Raw genomic sequence first — 17,523 nt, forward strand, 5'->3', positions numbered from 1 at the left:
CTCTCATGGCAGCGCTGAGTCTTCGTAGTCCTCGTGGCCGGCACAGTAGATCGCGAAGGGCCATGTGTTGGCATACGCTGCCGCGCGTACACCTTTTGGCTGACTCCTCGGCGGATGCTGTGTGGTGCAATCGAGGGGTGCGAAAACTCCCGATCCGCCGGCTGACTCCCCAGGAACTGCGTCACGATGCGCAGATCGCGGCCCTGACATTCGCTGTGGCGCTCGCGTTGATCGCGCTCGGGCTGACCGGGCTGTGGGGTGGGGCGGGGTTCGCGTCCCTGGCGTCCGACGTCGAGCGTTGGTGGCATGTTGCGCCGGTGCTCATCGCCTCGGTTGCGGTGGTGTTCAAGCGTGCGGCGCCAGTGCCGGCGCTGCTGGTGGGTGCGGGGATGTTCGGCTGGGACCTGGCGCTGGGCGGCAGCGTGGCCATGCTCCTTCCGCTGTTCGACCTTCTGTACAGCGCGGCGCTGTATTCCGGGGCGCGTACCCGGCGTGTGCTGTGGGGCGTTGGGGCGGTGCTGGTCATTGTGCCCACCACGGCGCAACTAGTGGATTCCGGGAACCTGCAGTGGACGGTGCTCACTGCCCTGCAGCAGGCCGCGCTGTTCCTCAGCCCGCTGTGGTGGGCGAACGATGTGCGCCGCAAGTCCGAGCTCGCCGAAACCGCTGCCGCCCGCGCCGACGCTGTGGAGCGCCTCGCCGAAGCCGACCGTCAGCAGGCCGTCCGAGCCGAACGCGACGCCCTGGCCCGCGACCTTCACGACGTCGTCGCCTCCCACCTTTCGGCCATCGCACTGCACTCCGGCGGCGCGCTCGCTACCCCGGCGGAGGAGGGCAAGGACCGCGCCGCGCTCACTCTGGTGCGCCGCTCCGCCCTCGAATCGATGGAGGATATGCGCGCCATGATTTCCCTGTTGCGCGCGCCTTCCGGCTCTGTGGAGGACGCGAACGACGACGGCGCCAGCTCGCTACCGCGGCTGTCCCACCTTGACGCGCTGGTACAGACGGCACGGTTCAACGGGAGCACCGTTGTGGTGACTGACGAGCGGCGCGATATGCGGTTGCCGGACGCCGTGGATCTGGCCGGCTACCGGATTGTGCAGGAGGCGTTGACCAATGCGGTGAAGTATGCGCCGGGCTCTGATGTGTCGGTGACCGTCCGTGATGGTGATGATTCGGTGGTGGTGGAGGTTTCTAATCTCCTGGCTCCTGGGCCGCTGCCTACTGTTCCCGGCATGGGACTCGGTTTGTCCACGATGGAGGAGCGTGCGCGAGCTGTCGGCGGGAGCCTGAGCGTGCAGGCCGAGGACGGGTACTGGACGGTGCGGCTGGTGCTGCCGGTTTCCGTATTGAGCGGCGTTGGTTTGGACCGTCCTTTGGGTGTGGGACTGTGAACGGGTCCTTGGTGCGGGTACTCATCGCAGACGACCATTCCTCGATCCGCGCCGGTCTGCGGTTCATCCTGCAGTCGGCTATGGGTATCGAGGTGGTGGGGGAGGCCGCCGATGGAGCTGCCGCCGTGCAGAATGCTGCCGCGTTGCGGCCGGATGTGGTGCTCATGGACGTGCGGATGCCCGGGGTGGACGGCATCGCCGCGACGCGCGAGGTGACGGCGGCGGGGTGGGGGCAGGTGCTGGTGCTGACCACCTTCGACGTGGACGAGTACATTTTCGGAGCGCTGCGTGCCGGTGCAGCGGGCTTCCTGTTGAAGAGGGTTGAGCCGCCGGCGTTGGTTGATGCGGTACGTCGCGTTGCGGCCGGGGACGCGGTGCTGGCTCCGGAGGCGACGCGGCGGTTGCTACGTGAGTTCGTTGCGCTGGACCGGGAGCGCGTGGAGGCTTCGCGTCCTGGGTTACGGGTTCCTTCGGGCGTTCCCGGTGATGAGCTGACGCAGCGCGAGGCGGAGGTGCTGGCCTTGATTGCCGAGGGCCTTTCAAACAGCCAGATCTCAGTGCGCCTGAGCATCTCCGCAGGGACGACCAAGACACACGTCTCCCGGGTGCTAACAAAACTCGGCTGTGCGTCACGGACGCAGGCGGCGATTATCGCGAGGGAAGAGGGTCTGCTGTAGGGGGCCCTCGGTGTGGATAGGCCCCGGGCGTCGACGTACCGACCCCGTGTTGCTGCGCTACGAGACCGAGGACTTGTACACCGACCACAACCACCAGGAAGCGATGAGCAATATCACCTTCAAGACCGTTGAGACCGACCGCGGGAGCGCTGCGGGTGGGTGCTGGCGGGATAGGTAAGGCCAGGCTCTGGACACTTCAGGCGAACGACGACGTCGAACGGGCCGGTCTCGAGGAACTTAACCTGGGTGCCGCGCAGGCCGGTCGAGGAGTTCAGCCTGCGCGATGTTGCAATTAACACTTTCGTGTACGAGGCTGCTACTGGGCCGGTGCTCACACCGTCGTCAACGTAACGGTGCCGGCGGCGCATCATCGGGGCGAACGTGCAGAAAGTCTCCGCCGGGTTGCCGGTGCTGTGATGGTAGCGGAGGATCTTGGTCTGCTCGCATGAACAATCGTATTCGAGGGTTATGGCCTGTCTTGAGTAAACCGATCCCTGCGTGTTGCCCGCAGCTGGGCTGAAGCTACAAGCGATACTGAGGGCATGGCGATTCAAGTGCTGACAATTCTTGTGGATGACCTAGATGGAACGGCTGCTGCAGATGAGACAGTGCGTTTCGCCATCGATGGAACCCACTATGAGTTGGACCTGACTACGGTCAACGCCGCTCAGTTTCGATCCGCCATGAATATTTATGTGGGAGCTGCACGGCGGCTGCGCTACCGCCACTAGTAGTCGCGTTGAATCGGGTGCTTTGAATCAATTCTGTCAGTGCTTGAACGTAGAGTCTCGGACTGCAAGCAACTATCGGCCCACTACGAGGAAGGACCTGCATGGCCGACCTGATTTACATGGATGCTGCCGCGACGACTCCCATAGCTCCGGAGGCGCTGCAGGCTACCGTCCAAGTACTTGAAGAGACGGGTAATGCCGGTGCGGCGCATGCCGCCGGACACGTGGCAGCTAGCCGAATTGCGACGGCTAGGGAAGTGGTCGCCGAACTGTTACAAGTCGGACCAGCGGGCGTCATTTTTGTCGGGAGTGCGACTGAAGCGAACAATCTGGTCCTGAGGGGCATAGTACGTCAACCTGGCACCGGCGATATCGTCGCAACAAAGGCCGAACATCCGTCGGTGCTCGCGACGGTTAACGACGTCACATCTGAGCTGGGCCGTGCGCACTTGGTCGATGTTAGCGGTACGGGAGAAATTGATCTCGATCATTTGGAAGCAGTCCTCTCGCCGGCTACCGCGCTAGTTTCCATTCATGCGGCCAACAATGAAACAGGTGTTATCCAGCCTTTCGATGAGATAGTTGCACGAGCGCACAAGGTTGGAGCGCTCGTACATGCAGACGCGAGCCAACTGATGGCCTGGGGACCGAACACGATGTTGGATGACTGCGATCTAGTAACAGTCAGCTCGCACAAGATGCACGGGCCCCAAGGAGCTGCCGCGCTGATCGTTCGTCCGATGGCGCGAAACCGCCTTCGCCCTCAAGTGACGGGGGGTGGTCAGGAGCGTGGGTTCCGAAGCGGAACAGCCAATGTCGCCGCCATCGCGGGTTTCGGTGCAGCGGTGGAGCTTGCTTTGTCCTCGGGAGCTGAGTGCGCCGAGGTGGTTCGGGTGCTGCGCCGGCGATTGCTCATTGGGTTGAAGATGAACATCGGCGATATCGTCGAGCATGCTGCCAATTCAAGTCAACGTCTGCCTGGAATCTTGAATGTAGCGGTCGGACTGGACGGGCCTGAGAGTGTCGAGGCTGATGCTCTGCTTGCGCGGCTACCGCGGTTAGCTGCATCGACCGGGAGCGCCTGTCATGCTGGTGCGCCCACCCCCTCTCCAGTTCTGCTCGCTATGGGTGTCTCCGCTTGGGAGGCCGCACGTTCGATCCGCCTGAGCCTCAGTCGATATACCAGCACGGCGGATGTCGACGCAGCAGTGGAAGAGTTAAGGCGTGGTTACATTGAGTTGGTCCATATGCTTTGTGGTCCTGGGTCACAAGAGAGGTATGCACTATGAGTGGGGCGTTGTTAGCTGCCGCAGCCGATTCAGGGTTTGCCCGGCACGAGACCTTCCACCTGAGGTTCGGCTGGCTCCGGAAGGGCTTTACTGCCGCCCTTGCGGATCCCGACGCCTTCTCGAAGCCAAACGCCACGGTTGAGCTCGGAGTCGGGAAGAATATGGTGAACGCCATCCGGTATTGGTGCCAGGCGTACAAGATCATCGAACCGACTCCGAATGCACAGCGACCTCGTACGCCGCACCTGGAGCCCTCTACCTTCGGGCGCCAACTCCTCAATGAGGAAGGGTGGGATCCGTGGTTGGAGGACCCAGCGAGCCTGTGGCTACTACATTGGAAACTGCTTGACCGTAAGTGCACTGCACCAGTGTGGTGGATCGCATTCAATCTCTTCGCTCCCGAGCAGTTCGAGGAGTATCAGCTGACCGATCTGGTCATTGAATTAACGGCTGCCGCCGGTTGGAAGAGTGTGATGGAGTCGTCAGTGAAGAAGGATGTCGATTGCTTATTGCGCACCTTCGCCGTTCGTCGTACAGGTCGCCAGACTATGGACGATCTGCTGGACTGCCCCACACGGCAGCTCGGCTTGATCATGCCTGCGGTCGGGGAGACGAAAAGCTGGCGGTTCGCCACTGGTCCTAAGCCGACGCTTCCAGCGGCAATCGTCGCGTATGCCTGCCTTGACTTCCTCGCTGATACCGGGGCGAAGGAACAAACGATCAGCGTTGCACGATTGGCCAGCGATGTGGGTGCTCCAGGTCGTGCATTTCGATTGACGGAAAGCAATCTCTACGACGTCCTTATCGAAGCGACGAAGTTGGTACCAGAACTGCGCGTGACCGAACCAGCCGGACTGAGGCAACTCATCGTGGATGGCGATATCGAAACGCTTCGTGACCGGATAGTCAGCGACTACTACCGAGTGAGCCAGGAGCAAGCAGCATGACCGTTGGGGTGAGACTGAGCGATCACATCCGGCCCAAGGAGCGGTATCTTCGTGCGGCTAACCTAGAGGCTCATCAGCAGCAGGTGGAGCACTACATCCCAACGAGTCGCGCGCTGCAAGTGCTGCGGCGGCTTGTGGATTCGATGGGTGGCTCAGGCACGGGACGCTCGTGGTCACTTACCGGCCCATACGGGGCGGGCAAGAGTTCATTTGCCCTCTTCCTACGAGCGCTACTCGGCCCCGTTGGTGAGCTGCGGGAAGCCGCCGAGCGTTCACTGCGAGAGGCTGACGGGGCTCTCTATGAGGCGCTGACGGAAGCACGGCGGCTTGTCGGTGCCTCGGATGGGTTCGTGCTGGCTACAACCACCTGCCAGCAGGAACCACTGTCTGACAGTCTGCTTCGGGCCCTCGTCAATGGAACGCAAGCTAGATGGCCCAAGCGTGCGCCGAAGGCCGTGTCTGAGGCCCTCGACTCTGCGCATGCTAAAAGATCAGCGCGCGCTGTTGCGGCCGCTGCTCGTGTCATTTCCGAGTTGACACCTGTGCTGCTTGTGCTCGATGAATTTGGCAAGACGCTTGAGCACTTCGCCTCTCGGGCGAGCGATAGCATGGAAGCTTCCACCGACCTTTTTGTTCTCCAGGAGCTTGCCGAGCAGGCGACTGGTCAGCAAGCTGCACCGATCTTCACTTTTACCTTGCAGCACCTCGCGTTCGATGACTATGTGCGTCAGGCATCTGCCCAGCAGCGTCGTGAGTGGGGAAAGGTCCAGGGACGCTTTGAGGATGTAGCGTTTCTCGATTCCGCTGAGCAGTCCCTCCGGCTAGTGGCCGGAGCTTTGGACGCTAGTGGCATCTCACCAACCCTTGCCAAACGGCGTCAGGACTGGGCTGACGCTGCTTTTGTCGCTGCCCGGGCCGCGGGAGTCGCCAACCATCTGCCCGGCGGCGCCCAGACTGTAATGCAGTGCTACCCGCTGCATCCAATCGCATTACTGGCGCTACCCGAATTGTGTGGTCAGCTTGGTCAGCATGGTCGAACTCTTTTCACCTTCCTCGCCAGCACCGAGCCGGGAACGACGCGAAGCTTCTTAGATTCGACGCCGGTACCGAAGCAATTGGAACCGCTCCCTGTCATAGTGTTGAGCGACTTGTTCGATTTCTTTGCAGGCTCAGGCCAGGCAATGGCACTAAGCATCGGCGGGAGCCGTTGGCGCGAGATTCATGAGCGAGTGCGCGAGGCAGCTAACTTGGACCAGCAGGATCAGGCAGTACTGAAGACCGTCGGCCTGCTGAATCTTATGGGCAATGCACTAGGGCTACGCGCATCTTCCGACTTGGTATCGTTCGCGCTGAACGACCCGTCGGGTCCTGAAGACGCGACGTGGCGTAGACGTCTGGATGACCTAGAGGGTCGTGGATTTCTGACCTTCCGTTCATTCGCGGATGAGTACAGACTGTGGCAGGGCAGCGACGTTGACCTTCGTGGGCGGGTCGCCGACGCTCGAGAGCAACTCCGCAGCACCAATGTGTCCGACCTCTTATCTCGGCTTCATTCAGATACACCGATTATCGCCGCACGGCACAGCCAGCACGTTGGCATGCTTCGATACTTCTCGGTTGCATATACGGATGACAGATCTCGCGTTCTGCCGAGATTGGCAGAGGACAATCCTGCAGACGGTGTCTTCATCTACCACCTAGGGTCGGCCGAAACTGCTACCCGGCTGGAGATTAATGCGGACCTTCGTCCGACGATTCTGGCAACCAGCAACCGTGCCCGACGCGTTCGTGATGCGGCCATCGAAGTGGCGGCCGCGCTCGCGGTTCTGGACCAGCAAGACGTCATGGCAGACAGTGTCGCGCGACGCGAACTTCAAGACCGCGTAGCAGACGCTAGGAACCGCCTGTCGCAAGCCCTGGCAGAAGTGTTTCAACCTGGCGCCGATGGTGTGGAGTATCGAGTGGTCAAAACCGATGGGCTCGGCGAGCCGCTCCCGTGTCCACACGGCCTTTCACGTCTGCTTTCTGACGTGTGCGATGAGGCCTATAGCCAGAGCCCGCACATCCGAAACGAGATGCTCGGTCGTCGTGAGTTAACTAGTCAAGGTGCTAAGGCGCGCCGGGAACTCATAGAGGCGATGATTGAACACAGCACGGAGGAACGCCTCGGCCTGAAAGGATACGGGCCAGAACGGGCCATGTACGAGGCTGTTCTCAAACACACTGGACTGCATGCTGAGCGCGGGGTGGCCTGGGCATTCGGTAGGCCCGGCCCGAAGGGCTCGCTCCAGTACGCTTGGGGCTCGATCGCTCAATTCATCGACGCTGCGAGCGATTCGCCGGGCTCAGTCGCTCACCTCTACAAGCGTCTGGTGGCGCCACCAATTGGGTTGAAGGAGGGGCCAATTCCGGTCCTTCTCGTGGCATACCTCCTGCAAAGAAATGATGATGTCGCAATCTATGAAGAAGGGACGTTCCAGCCCAGCCTTACACCTGACCTTGTGGAGCGTCTTGTCAAGGCGCCACAGCGTTTTTCCCTCAAGTCGTTCAGTACGCGGGGTAACCGTGTGCAGATTCTTTCGGCTATCTCGAAGGCGACTGCCTCCCTGGGGATAGGTGGCTTGAGCGCTATGTCATCCCAAACCCTTCGGAACGAAACGGTGCTCGCGGTGGCTGCGCCGCTACTCAATCTCGTGCGCAGCATGCCGACCTACACGAAGCGCACTAGCAACCTGTCGGAGCAGGCGCTCGCCGTGCGAAAGGCGCTGCTCGACGCACGCGAACCTGACCGGCTGCTGCTCAACGAGCTACCGGAGGCATGTGGGTTGGAAGATAGCGAGTGGAAGAACCCTTCCGCTGACACTGTCGCGAAGTTTGGAAGGGCGCTGCACTCCTCATTGGAGGAGCTGCGGGGGGCCTACGAGCGCCAGCTGCTGGAGATCCGCGACCTTCTTGCTCACGCGTTTGATCGGGCGGCGGACGTAGCGGCGCTGCGGAAGGCGTTGCAGGTTCGTTCCGAGCCGCTGCAGGGGAGGGTGCTCAATCCCAAACTCCAAGCATTCATTTTTAACGCTTCCGACGAGTCGCCGGACGATGTCGGTTGGCTTGGTCGGATGGGTCTCACGCTGACCGGCAAGTCGGTGGAGCTCTGGTTGGATGAGGATGGCAAACGCTTCCGATCTATGTTGACTGAGACGGTCGCGGCGTTTCACCGTGTTGAGGCATTGCATTTCGATGCGCGTGCGAGATCGAGGGAAGGCACCTTCCAAGCTCGACGCTTGACCGTGACGAATCCCGAGGGGGAGGAGACCAGTCGTGTTGTTTTCTATGATGACAACGCTGTCGCGGCGCTTGCCGGACTCGTTGATAACGCGCTGCAGCAAGCGGAGCAACTTGTCGGGGGTCCGCACGGTCGTGATGGCCTTACCGCTCTCCTTGTCGAACGGGTGCTTCAATCGAACCCACAACTGGAAATCGACTTAGATAATTCCACCCCAAACACACACGACAGGAAGGCTCGCAGTGGCAACTGACAAGCTCAACATGACGAGCGTCCCGCTCCACGAGGCGCTAGCTGATGTAGGAGCGCGCCATGTCCTTGGCATAAGTGGTGGTAAGGACAGCGCGGCATTAGCGATCTACCTCAAGGACCGCATTCCGAACCTCGAGTATTTCTTCACCGACACAGGGGCAGAATTGCCCGAAATTTACGAATATTTGTCAAGTTTGGAGGCAGTCCTCGGTCAGCGCATTGTGCGCCTCAACGCCGAGCGCGGATTCGACCACTGGTTGCAGGTATACGGTGGGGCGCTACCAAGTCCGCAGATGCGTTGGTGCACGAAGCAGCTCAAGATCAAGCCACTTGAGGCATGGCTGGGAGACACCAAGACATACACCTACATCGGTATACGGGCGGACGAGAACCGGAGTGGGTACATCAGCACAAAACCGACGATTCGTCCCGTCTTTCCTTTCAAGGAAGACGGCATCACCAAAGACCAAGTATTCAAGATCCTTGATGATGCCGGTGTTGGGCTACCGGAGTACTACGAGTGGCGAACACGTAGCGGTTGCTCATTCTGCTTCTTCCAACGCAAGTCAGAATGGATCGGGCTTTCGGAGCGTCATCCCGACCTATTTGATGAGGCTATTGCCTATGAGGAGAAGCAAGGTTTTGAAGACACGGCGATGAAGGGCCGCCAGTACACCTGGTCGGCTGGAGAGACGCTGCGCGAGATGCGTGACCGCTCGGACGAGATCAAGGCTAAGCACGCTGCGGCTATGGAGCGAGCTGCGAACCGCCGAACGAATTTGCCACTCGTTGATGTTCTCGACGACGTCCTTGCTGAGGATGGTGGCGACGAAGCCTGCTTGGCCTGCCACATCTGATTGGAATCGCACGGCCCATCACCGAGTCCCACTAAACCGAAGGATTCCGCATGCCAACCCAAGCCAAAGAGATTTTCGAAGCTCAGAGCAAAAGTCTTCGCGAGCTGCTGTCTGACAACGGCCTTGGTCTTTACCTGCCGCCCTACCAGCGCCCGTACGGATGGGGGAGGGACAAGGTTGAGAAACTCCTTGACGACACACTGCACGGTCTGAAGAACCTCGGTGACGCCCCGGACAGCTTCACGTTTCTCGGCACGGTGATCACAATCCATGACGTTAATCACGTCACCGTAAATCCTGTCGTGAAGCCCGATGTGCCATCCAAAGTGCTCACCGTGATAGACGGGCAACAACGCCTTTCCAGCCTACTTCTGCTGCTGGTGAGCCTTCACAACCTTATCCGCCAGCGCTCATGGAAGGTGTTCAAAGGCAAGGAGCCGGACGCGGCAGAAGGCCCTCGAATGCATCTCTATTCAGAAACAATCACCATCCTGCAGATGCTGGGAACCGCCTTCTATGAGAGGAACAACTACGGCACAACTCCAATCTACCCTCGCTTGATTCGGGCGTTTGTCGACCAGTGGGCCAAGAACGAAAAGCTCAAGAAGTATCAGTCCCCAATCGCGAACCTTCTCTATGAGTACTCGGTGATTGCCGACAGCGAAGCGAGGACGACGAAACCGACGGATTTCAGGCCGAAGGCACGCGTGGGGGTTGGCGAAGGAGAGGATGATCTCATCAAGAGGTTTGGAGAAATTCGCTCCGCCCTCAGCAAGCTCGCGACGCGTAAACAGATCGAGGAGCTAGAGGACTTACCGCCACTTTCGGTCCTTACGACCCAGATAGAATTTCAACGCGCGTTGTTCAATCACGAGCTCGACCCAGAGCTGTGTGAGTGGTTGGAGGAGCTGGACGACGATCCGGAGGCGGAACTGATGCGGCTCGTCATGCTTGCCGCGTACGCGCTAAACCGTATCGCGCTTACGGTTGTTCAAGGCAAGAATGAAGATTATGCCTTCACCATATTTGAGTCGCTGAATACCACGGGGGAGCCCTTGACAGCGTTTGAGACCTTCCTGCCGCGCGTTGTCATGGCGGAGACGATCCAGGACTACAAGGATTCCGATGCACACCGGTATATGAAAGCTGTGCAGAGCTACCTTGACCAATTCGGTGTAGGGGATAAGCTCCAAAATGTGACCAGAGAGTTGCTGGTTAGCTTTGCGTTGGCTGAGACAGGCAAGAAACTATCGAAGCGGCTTCCCGATCAGCGTATTTACATGAGGGATACCTTTGACAGCCTGAAGTGCGTCGAGGATGAGCGCGCGGCCTACTTGCGGCATTTGAGTGATACTTCCGCCTTCATTGGGACGACCTGGGAACCGGTTGCCGGAACACCCCGTCAACTGATTGGGCTGGATGCATCGGCCATGACAGACACTGTTAAGTTGTGCCTGTCCTTTCTGAACTCACTCAATCACACGATCGCCATCGCGCCTCTGGTTCGCTTCTACTCCGAGGCCGTCCATGCCGAAGAGGGCGAGGATCGAAGCAAGCGTATCGCCGAATTCGAAACCGCGATCAAGGCGATCACGGCCTTTACCGTTTTCTGGCGTGCGACCCGGCGCGGAACGGGAAACATCGATAGTCAGTACCGATCGGTGATGGTCGGTGACTCGCTGACCGGCATCGGCCCGCTAGCACGTCGGCGGGCAGTGTCTGACTCGACGAAACCCAATCCGATGGTAGACGCGGAGGGCCTAAAGAAAGAGCTCGCTGCCCGTCTGTCCGATACCAAGCACGGGGGAATCGCTAATCTCGCTTCATTCTTGGCATCAGCAGGGGCTCTGCCTCTTTACAAGATTAGTCGGCCGCTTACTCGTTTCTTGCTCTTAGCCGCCCACCACGACACAATCGAGGATCACGACATACCTGGTCTGGTTGTCCGTGGTAAAGCTGGACTGGCGTCGTGCTTTAATTCGGACGGTTGGGCCGATGAAACACATCTAACTATCGAGCACATAGCGCCGCAGCAGGCAACAGACGGCTGGGATCATGACTTCTACAAGCACAAAGAGATTGTTCACAAACTCGGCAACTTGGTCCTCGCACCGGGCGCTGCCAACACGTCGCTAAGCTCGAGACCCTGGAGCGAGAAAAAGATACTATATGCAGCGCTCGGTGCCTCGACTGCGGACGATGCGAAGTCCACCCTCAACAACTCAGGATTCATCTTTGCACAATCAACGGAAGACTTGGCGCAGATGTCTCGTCATCTTCCGCACCTTCGAGCGCTCGGGGAACGAGCTGATGACTGGGACCTAGATTTTATGGACCAGCGTGCTGAGGTTCTTCTTCGACTCGCCTACATGCAGCTGAAGGACTGGCTTGGTCTTACGTGGTCAGAGTCGAGCGAAGACCCAGTGGTCGGAGTGGGCAATGACGCGGACGTTGATGATGAGGAGCTGGAAGACGAATTTCAGGAGGAGGTCTCAGAACCTGCCGGCCAGTAAATCCCATCTCGCTAGGCCCGGAATTCGAGGTCAGTGGGTGCGTTGCCGTCCGATCGAGTTCCACTTGATTTTATTCATCTCCAGAGTCAAACTTCTCGTTGCTAGCAAAGGAGGATCCTCGACTCAACACGGTGGATCTTCAAGCAAAAACTGCTGTCAACCCGCCGGCGCCCGCAGCGCTTACTGCAGCCTTGGATCTCGGTCAAGCGCGTTGAAGCGATGCCAAATCGCTGAGCCCCAATAGATTGACCTACCATGGATGATATGCGCAAGAAACGGCCGGATATGAGTGATGAACGATTCATTGATCATATTTCGAACCTCACCGACTTGTATGCTCGTATGCACTTCTGGTCTCGCTTCTGGAGCCGTGGTCTTCTTACGCTTACGTTGGCCGTATCGACGGTTTCGACGGCAGTTGTATTTATGTCGCTGACCGGAATCGGATCTGTTCCCGTAGCGGTTTCAGTATTGAGCGGCGCAAGTTTCCTGCTTCTTCTCACTTCTATGGCTTCGGTGGTTTGGGGCTGGGATCAGCGGGCGAGTGACTGCGAGTACGCTTTTCGAAGGTTAGTTTCCCTTAAGATCAGGTTGAGATCTGCTAATCGCCGCGATGTGCGACGGATGCGTGAAGAATTCGAACAGTTCGGTGACGATATGCCGCAGACGACGCCGTTCTTATTTCCGAGAACCTGGAAAAGCATCAATAAGAATCGGAAGGATCGGCGAGCGTTGCGCATGCAAAAGCCCGAGGGAGCTGCTGCTGACGCCAAGTCCTAGGCATCGGCGTGGGCTCTCGTGCTACACGGCGCCCCACGACTGGAGCACCTCGAGTCGTCGCTCCCGGGATGGATCAGGCCACTCAGGTGCCGAGAGAATGCGCTCCAGGGAGAACAGCGCGGTCATCAACGACTGTTGCGACCGCATTTCTGGCCGCCAGAGGTCTTCACTGATATGCGCGCCTCGGCCGAACACGTTCGCTTAGATCATGTCTCACGAATCTGTCCTTCTGATCGTCCGTTGACCTCGGGCTCTCCTCCGGGCTTGTAGCTCTGCAGAACCCAGTGCATCTCTGAGCACGTTGATCTGCTCAACCGGCAGGTCCCAGCGCTCGGTGTCGAGAACATCACGATGCGCTTGTCGAAGTCTCGAACGGCTCCGAGTGCTGCCTTGGCAAGGTGGGTCTCCGCGAAGTGTCTCTCAAAGAATTGCTTCACGGAGGAGGCGGAAACTTCCGACATGATCTGAGGGTCGATTCCGGGATAGGCCAAGCCCATAGGACCTATTCGAGTTGCGTTCCACCGCTCCAATGCGATGCGGGCTTCTCGAATGAGCGCGATTTCCGCTCTCCTTTCGGCGAATCGGTTCGAAGCCCAATTGGACAAGATACCACCGAGCAATGCTCCAACAAGCGCTAGCACAGGAGCCACCCACCAAAAGCCGTTCAACCTTCGTCCTCTCGTTGATAACGGAGCATTTCCGCACCGGTCCGAGCGTTGTGCAGGCGGCCGCTCACCAGGTTACAGAGCAGGGTTACGATCGGGTGACAGCTCACGCAAGAGTTTCACACCGCTGGCCTCTCTGTGTTCGTGTTGATCCAATACAGTCTCCACCACAACCCGCTCCAACCAGTCGCGATACCGTTTCTCCGACCATCCGGCCTCCACCACTAGAAGGTCGTACTGATATGGCGAGGTCAGCACCCACAACGTTGCAGCGAGTTCGTCGGCGGAAACGTCTGTTCGAGCCCCGCCCTTCGCGACCTGCGCCTCAGCCACCCTCACGAAGTCCGCACAGATCCGCGACTGCAATCCCGCATACGCGGCAGCGATCTCCCCATCACCCTGGGCCGCAGCCGCCATCGCCTGCCATAGCCGCCCAATCCGCGCATTCAGCGAAGCCGCGAAACGCGCCAACCCGACCAGAGCCGCGCGTGGATCAGGCTCCTCCATCACTGCCCGCGCCTCAGGCACCTCAAGGATCGACTGCACATCCGGCACTCCCGCCGAACTTGACTCCAGCGCACCCAACAGCAGCTTCTTCTTCGGCCCATGGATCTGCACCGTCTCCACAGACACCCCCGCCGCTTCCGCGATGGCGCCCAGCGTCGTCGTCGTAAATCCCTTCTCGGCAAAGCAACGTCCAGCCGCATCGAGCACGCGTTGCCGTGTGAGGAGCGCCTGCTCTTCCCGCAGTGCCGACCGGTACTGCCGTGGACCAGAAACTGTGGAAACCATATTGACTACTGTGCCACAGTAATGAACACTGATGCAACGTAACCACTTCAGCAGGAGCCCATCATGGCATCGATACTCGTCTGTTCCAGCCCACTCGTTGGCCACGTCACCCCGATGCTCGCGGTCGCCGCCGGCTTGGTGAACCGCGGCCACGCCGTCCGCTTCCTCACGGGCCAGCGGTACGCCGACCGCGTCGCCGCCGTCGGAGCCACCTTCCTCCCGCTGCCGCCCGACGCCGACTTCGACGACAGCGCCATGGACCAGGCCTTCCCCGGCCGCGTCGGACTGAAGGGTCCCAAAGGCATCCGGTACGACATCACCGAAATCTTCATGCGCCCCGGCAAAGCCCAGTACGACGCCGTCCAGTCGGCCATCGCCACAATGCCCACCGACGCTGTGCTCGCAGAGTCGCTTTTCATGGGCGCCTCCCTGCTGCTGAACACCCCACGTGCCGAGCGGCCCGCCGTGATCAACTGCGGCATCGTGCCGCTCAGCCTCGCAAGCCGCGACACAGCCCCGTACGGACTAGGCATCCAACCCAAGCCTGGATCACTCGGACGCATCCGCAACCGCGCGATGACCACGCTCACCCAGAAGGTGGTCTTCGGCCCGGTCCAGAAGTTCGCCGACACCGTCTCGCGCGAAGCAACCGGCCAGGCCTACCCCGGCTTCTTCATGGACTGGCCACGCCGGGCCGACCTCCTCGCCCAGTTCACCGTCCCCGAGTCCGAGTACCCGCGCTGCGACCTCCCCGACACCGTGTACTTCGTCGGACCAGTCTCGCAGGGAGGAGGTAAGGACGCCACGGAGGTAGCGCTGCCCGAGTGGTGGGACGAACTCGACGCCGGCCGCCCCGTCATCCACGTCACCCAGGGCACTGTCGCCAACCACGACTTCGATGACCTCGTCCGCCCCACCATCGACGGCCTCGCGAACGAGGACGTGCTCGTCGTCGTCTCCACCGGCGGTCGCCCCGAGTCCGCATTGACCGGGCCGCTGCCGGCCAACGTCCGCGTCTCCTCCTACCTCCCGTACGACCAGTTGCTGCCCAAGACCGACGTCCTCGTCACCAACGGCGGCTACGGGGGAGTGCAGTTCGCGCTACGCCACGGGGTGCCGCTGGTGGTCGCAGGCCAGACGGAGGAGAAGGTCGAAGTGACAGCCCGCGTTGCGTGGTCAGGGACCGGAATCAACCTGCGCACCAACCGCCCCAAGCCCGACGACATCGCCAAGGCCGTCCGAGCGGTCTTCGCCGAACCTTCCTACCGAGAGAAGGCGGCGCGGATCGGCGAAGTGATCAAGGCGTCACGCGGCGTCGACGCGCTGGTCGATTTGGTGGAAGCTCTCGAGGTGCCTACGGGCCACGCGCCGTCGTCGTAAGTTGCGTGCCTGCGGAAACACCCACGGATCTGCCGTGGACCCGACGAATCTACTTCTTTCTGTACGTCCGCTTCGGGCTGAACTCGTCTCCCACTCCGACCAACCAGCCATCCGACACTAGCTGTCTTAGGGCTCTCCGAACCGTGTTGATATGAAATCCGGTTACTGCAGAGACTTCCCTGCTCGACAACTGATCACCCCCGTCGAAACGAAGCCGTACAGCTGCCAGGGTGCCAGCTTCGCCTGTTCTGCGGAGGTGCGGGGAGTTCTTTTCAAAGGGGAGTAGTGAAGGTTGTTGTAGGAGTCTGCGTCCAGCGGGGTAGGCGTCCCCCCTTTTGGGTGGATAGTCCAACCACTCATCGGCAACCAGCCTCTCAAGTACATCGCGAACCTCTTCGCCGTCCATGGCGAGCCTTTGCCGTATAGCTGAAACAGCGAGGGGCTCTTTGGCTCTGTAAAGCGCCAAAATCCGTTGGTGGTTGATGGGAAGGCTGTTCGCTCCCAAATCGTCCAACCATAAACGAACGTCCTCATTCATCAATCCATAGCGCGGCAGAATGATCTCAAAGTAGGCTACTGAGTCGCTGATGATTGGCGCGTCAAGCCCCATTTCGTTGAGGCCCGTAACGATGCGCTGGATCCCTGTCCCAAAGTTCTCTGAGACTCGCCCGCTACCCCCGGGCAACGGCACATCAGGAAGGATCTTCGAGAGGACCGAATTCCTGGAGCTGGAGATGCCCTTCCAAAGATCAGCGGGTTTAAGTCCCCCGTAAATCCCGCCGGGATTCGTGATGACGAGACGATCTGAAAAGAGCTCGATACGTACCTGCTGACCCACGGAGTAGGAGCTGTAATCGCGGTGCATGAGAGCATTTGCTACGGCTTCGCGTATGACGTCAGCAGGGATCTCAGGAACTTCCTCGATGCGGCTTCCGCGTTGCACGCGCTGGACTTTCAGAGATCGGAGCACCGCTGCTACAGCTGAATCGATCATGATCGGAATCGACCCGTCCAGGGTGGCCCTGTTGACTAATCGGATTCCGTCAACAGCAGCGCCCTTTTGGGTTCCAGGGAATTCGGCGAACGTGACCATGAGTTGGGGGAAGAACTGCTGGGGAAAGACGCCGAAGCTGAGCAAACCAGCAAGGGAAGGGTGCCTCCCGGACTCGTCCAGGACCCTGGTGCGCACAAGGATTTCTTCGCGAGTCAGCTTCTGAAAAACCATAGGGCGTGAGCTTTGCAGTTGGCCCAGGAATCCCTCGACCGCTTCTGGATCCAAGTCGTCGCGAGCGGCTTGCTCAACGGTTTGGCTGTCGTCTTTCGGTGGACGTTTTGTACTCTGAAGAGAGTACACTTCAAACTCGCTGAACAGATGGTCCCCATCATGGAGCCGGTAGTAACTGCCGTTGATGGGCCCTGCGCTAACGACGAAACACGGTTTTTGGTCTTGGGCAAGTTCGGCCACATCGATGAGTACAACGGGTGCACCTTCGAATTCAGCGATATCCACTTCGGCAACTGGGACAGGCGAGAGTCTGCCCCCTTGGTCTTGGGAGCGTCGTTGCCTGACCAGGTCCTTGGCCGCATCAGCAATAGCCTTCGGGTCGAATCCCGGAGCTGGATGGAAGTCATCATCTTCGGCCAATCCCAGTATCACGAGCCCGCCACCCGAACTGTTACTGAACGCGCTCAGGGTTGAGGGTAGTGATTTCGGAATACGGCTCACTGACGCCTTGACTTCTACGTGGCGGGTGTCGGTACCGATCTGTCGTAAAGCGGCGATGACGTCCTCAAGGCGACCCTGACTGGTTTCGAACCCTACACCGTTACCCACACTCACCATGCAACCCACACTAGCTGTTAAGTGTGAGTGTGGGTAGCGTGTTTGGGTTGAGTTCGATGCCGTGCTTGAGTGAAGTTGTGAACCGTCATGCAGTGGAAGTCGTCAACGCTTGGCGGATGACCT

13 protein-coding genes are annotated in these 17,523 nt (G+C 59.7%); 10 read left to right on the forward strand and 3 right to left on the reverse strand.

From position 1 onward, the window contains the following. Positions 1-137: 137 nt before the first annotated feature. The 9 genes from ACX80C_RS13875 (at position 138) to ACX80C_RS13915 (ending at position 12,720) form a co-directional block, all read left to right on the forward strand. Positions 138-1,394 carry a sensor histidine kinase gene (locus tag ACX80C_RS13875; protein WP_459327039.1) on the forward strand — a complete coding sequence of 419 codons (1,257 nt, stop codon included), beginning with the start codon at positions 138-140 and terminating at the stop codon, positions 1,392-1,394. Next, entirely contained in the window at positions 1,391-2,071 is a 681-nt protein-coding gene (locus ACX80C_RS13880; RefSeq protein WP_459327040.1) for a response regulator, read from the forward strand. The genes ACX80C_RS13875 and ACX80C_RS13880 overlap by 4 nt, the downstream gene beginning before the upstream one ends. 542 nt (positions 2,072-2,613) lie before the next feature. Further along, positions 2,614-2,802, forward strand: coding sequence for an Lsr2 dimerization domain-containing protein (locus tag ACX80C_RS13885; protein WP_459327041.1), 189 nt, complete (start codon positions 2,614-2,616; stop codon positions 2,800-2,802). 101 nt (positions 2,803-2,903) lie between these two features. Beyond that, positions 2,904-4,091: a cysteine desulfurase family protein gene (locus ACX80C_RS13890; RefSeq protein ID WP_459327042.1), complete on the forward strand. Its 1,188-nt coding sequence runs from the start codon at positions 2,904-2,906 to the stop codon at positions 4,089-4,091. After that, complete coding sequence (locus tag ACX80C_RS13895) at positions 4,088-5,038, forward strand: DUF4007 family protein (protein ID WP_459327043.1); 951 nt, start codon at positions 4,088-4,090, stop codon at positions 5,036-5,038. Before ACX80C_RS13890 ends, ACX80C_RS13895 begins: the two co-directional genes overlap by 4 nt. Positions 5,039-5,388: 350 nt before the next feature. Then, a complete protein-coding gene (locus ACX80C_RS13900) occupies positions 5,389-8,571 on the forward strand; it encodes a hypothetical protein (protein WP_459327044.1) in 3,183 nt (1,060 codons plus the stop codon). Then, positions 8,561-9,427 carry a phosphoadenosine phosphosulfate reductase family protein gene (locus ACX80C_RS13905; RefSeq protein WP_459327045.1) on the forward strand — a complete coding sequence of 289 codons (867 nt, stop codon included), beginning with the start codon at positions 8,561-8,563 and terminating at the stop codon, positions 9,425-9,427. The genes ACX80C_RS13900 and ACX80C_RS13905 overlap by 11 nt, the downstream gene beginning before the upstream one ends. A 50-nt stretch (positions 9,428-9,477) precedes the next feature. Beyond that, positions 9,478-11,940 carry a DUF262 domain-containing protein gene (locus ACX80C_RS13910; protein ID WP_459327046.1) on the forward strand — a complete coding sequence of 821 codons (2,463 nt, stop codon included), beginning with the start codon at positions 9,478-9,480 and terminating at the stop codon, positions 11,938-11,940. A 255-nt stretch (positions 11,941-12,195) separates the two neighbouring features. After that, positions 12,196-12,720 carry a hypothetical protein gene (locus tag ACX80C_RS13915; protein ID WP_459327047.1) on the forward strand — a complete coding sequence of 175 codons (525 nt, stop codon included), beginning with the start codon at positions 12,196-12,198 and terminating at the stop codon, positions 12,718-12,720. Between the two features lie 206 nt (positions 12,721-12,926). Here the strand turns inward: ACX80C_RS13915 and ACX80C_RS13920 are convergent, their stop codons facing one another. After that, positions 12,927-13,181, reverse strand: a complete 255-nt coding sequence (locus ACX80C_RS13920; protein ID WP_459327048.1) for a hypothetical protein — start codon at positions 13,179-13,181, stop codon at positions 12,927-12,929. Positions 13,182-13,460: 279 nt separating this feature from the next. Next, positions 13,461-14,177 carry a TetR/AcrR family transcriptional regulator gene (locus ACX80C_RS13925; protein ID WP_459327049.1) on the reverse strand — a complete coding sequence of 239 codons (717 nt, stop codon included), beginning with the start codon at positions 14,175-14,177 and terminating at the stop codon, positions 13,461-13,463. A gap of 63 nt (positions 14,178-14,240) precedes the next feature. On the opposite strand from ACX80C_RS13925, the gene ACX80C_RS13930 reads away from it, so the two are divergent. Further along, positions 14,241-15,557 carry a glycosyltransferase gene (locus ACX80C_RS13930; RefSeq protein ID WP_459327050.1) on the forward strand — a complete coding sequence of 439 codons (1,317 nt, stop codon included), beginning with the start codon at positions 14,241-14,243 and terminating at the stop codon, positions 15,555-15,557. A gap of 49 nt (positions 15,558-15,606) precedes the next feature. Here ACX80C_RS13930 and ACX80C_RS13935 read toward each other — a convergent pair whose 3' ends face one another. Continuing rightward, positions 15,607-17,400: an ATP-binding protein gene (locus ACX80C_RS13935; protein WP_459327051.1), complete on the reverse strand. Its 1,794-nt coding sequence runs from the start codon at positions 17,398-17,400 to the stop codon at positions 15,607-15,609. Positions 17,401-17,523: the final 123 nt, after the last annotated feature.

The sequence above is a fragment of the Arthrobacter tecti genome (genome assembly GCF_054511355.1).

What these genes read in the sequence shown, in the direction of transcription:
- ACX80C_RS13885 (WP_459327041.1), top strand. Translation starts at nt 2,614, where the DNA reads ATGGCGATTCAAGTGCTGACAATTCTTGTGGATGACCTAGATGGAACG.
- ACX80C_RS13890 (WP_459327042.1), top strand. Translation starts at nt 2,904, where the DNA reads ATGGCCGACCTGATTTACATGGATGCTGCCGCGACGACTCCCATAGCT.
- ACX80C_RS13895 (WP_459327043.1), top strand. Translation starts at nt 4,088, where the DNA reads ATGAGTGGGGCGTTGTTAGCTGCCGCAGCCGATTCAGGGTTTGCCCGG.
- ACX80C_RS13925 (WP_459327049.1), bottom strand. Translation starts at nt 14,177, where the DNA reads ATGGTTTCCACAGTTTCTGGTCCACGGCAGTACCGGTCGGCACTGCGG.
- ACX80C_RS13910 (WP_459327046.1), top strand. Translation starts at nt 9,478, where the DNA reads ATGCCAACCCAAGCCAAAGAGATTTTCGAAGCTCAGAGCAAAAGTCTT.
- ACX80C_RS13930 (WP_459327050.1), top strand. Translation starts at nt 14,241, where the DNA reads ATGGCATCGATACTCGTCTGTTCCAGCCCACTCGTTGGCCACGTCACC.
- ACX80C_RS13920 (WP_459327048.1), bottom strand. Translation starts at nt 13,181, where the DNA reads ATGTCGGAAGTTTCCGCCTCCTCCGTGAAGCAATTCTTTGAGAGACAC.
- ACX80C_RS13935 (WP_459327051.1), bottom strand. Translation starts at nt 17,400, where the DNA reads ATGGTGAGTGTGGGTAACGGTGTAGGGTTCGAAACCAGTCAGGGTCGC.
- ACX80C_RS13915 (WP_459327047.1), top strand. Translation starts at nt 12,196, where the DNA reads ATGGATGATATGCGCAAGAAACGGCCGGATATGAGTGATGAACGATTC.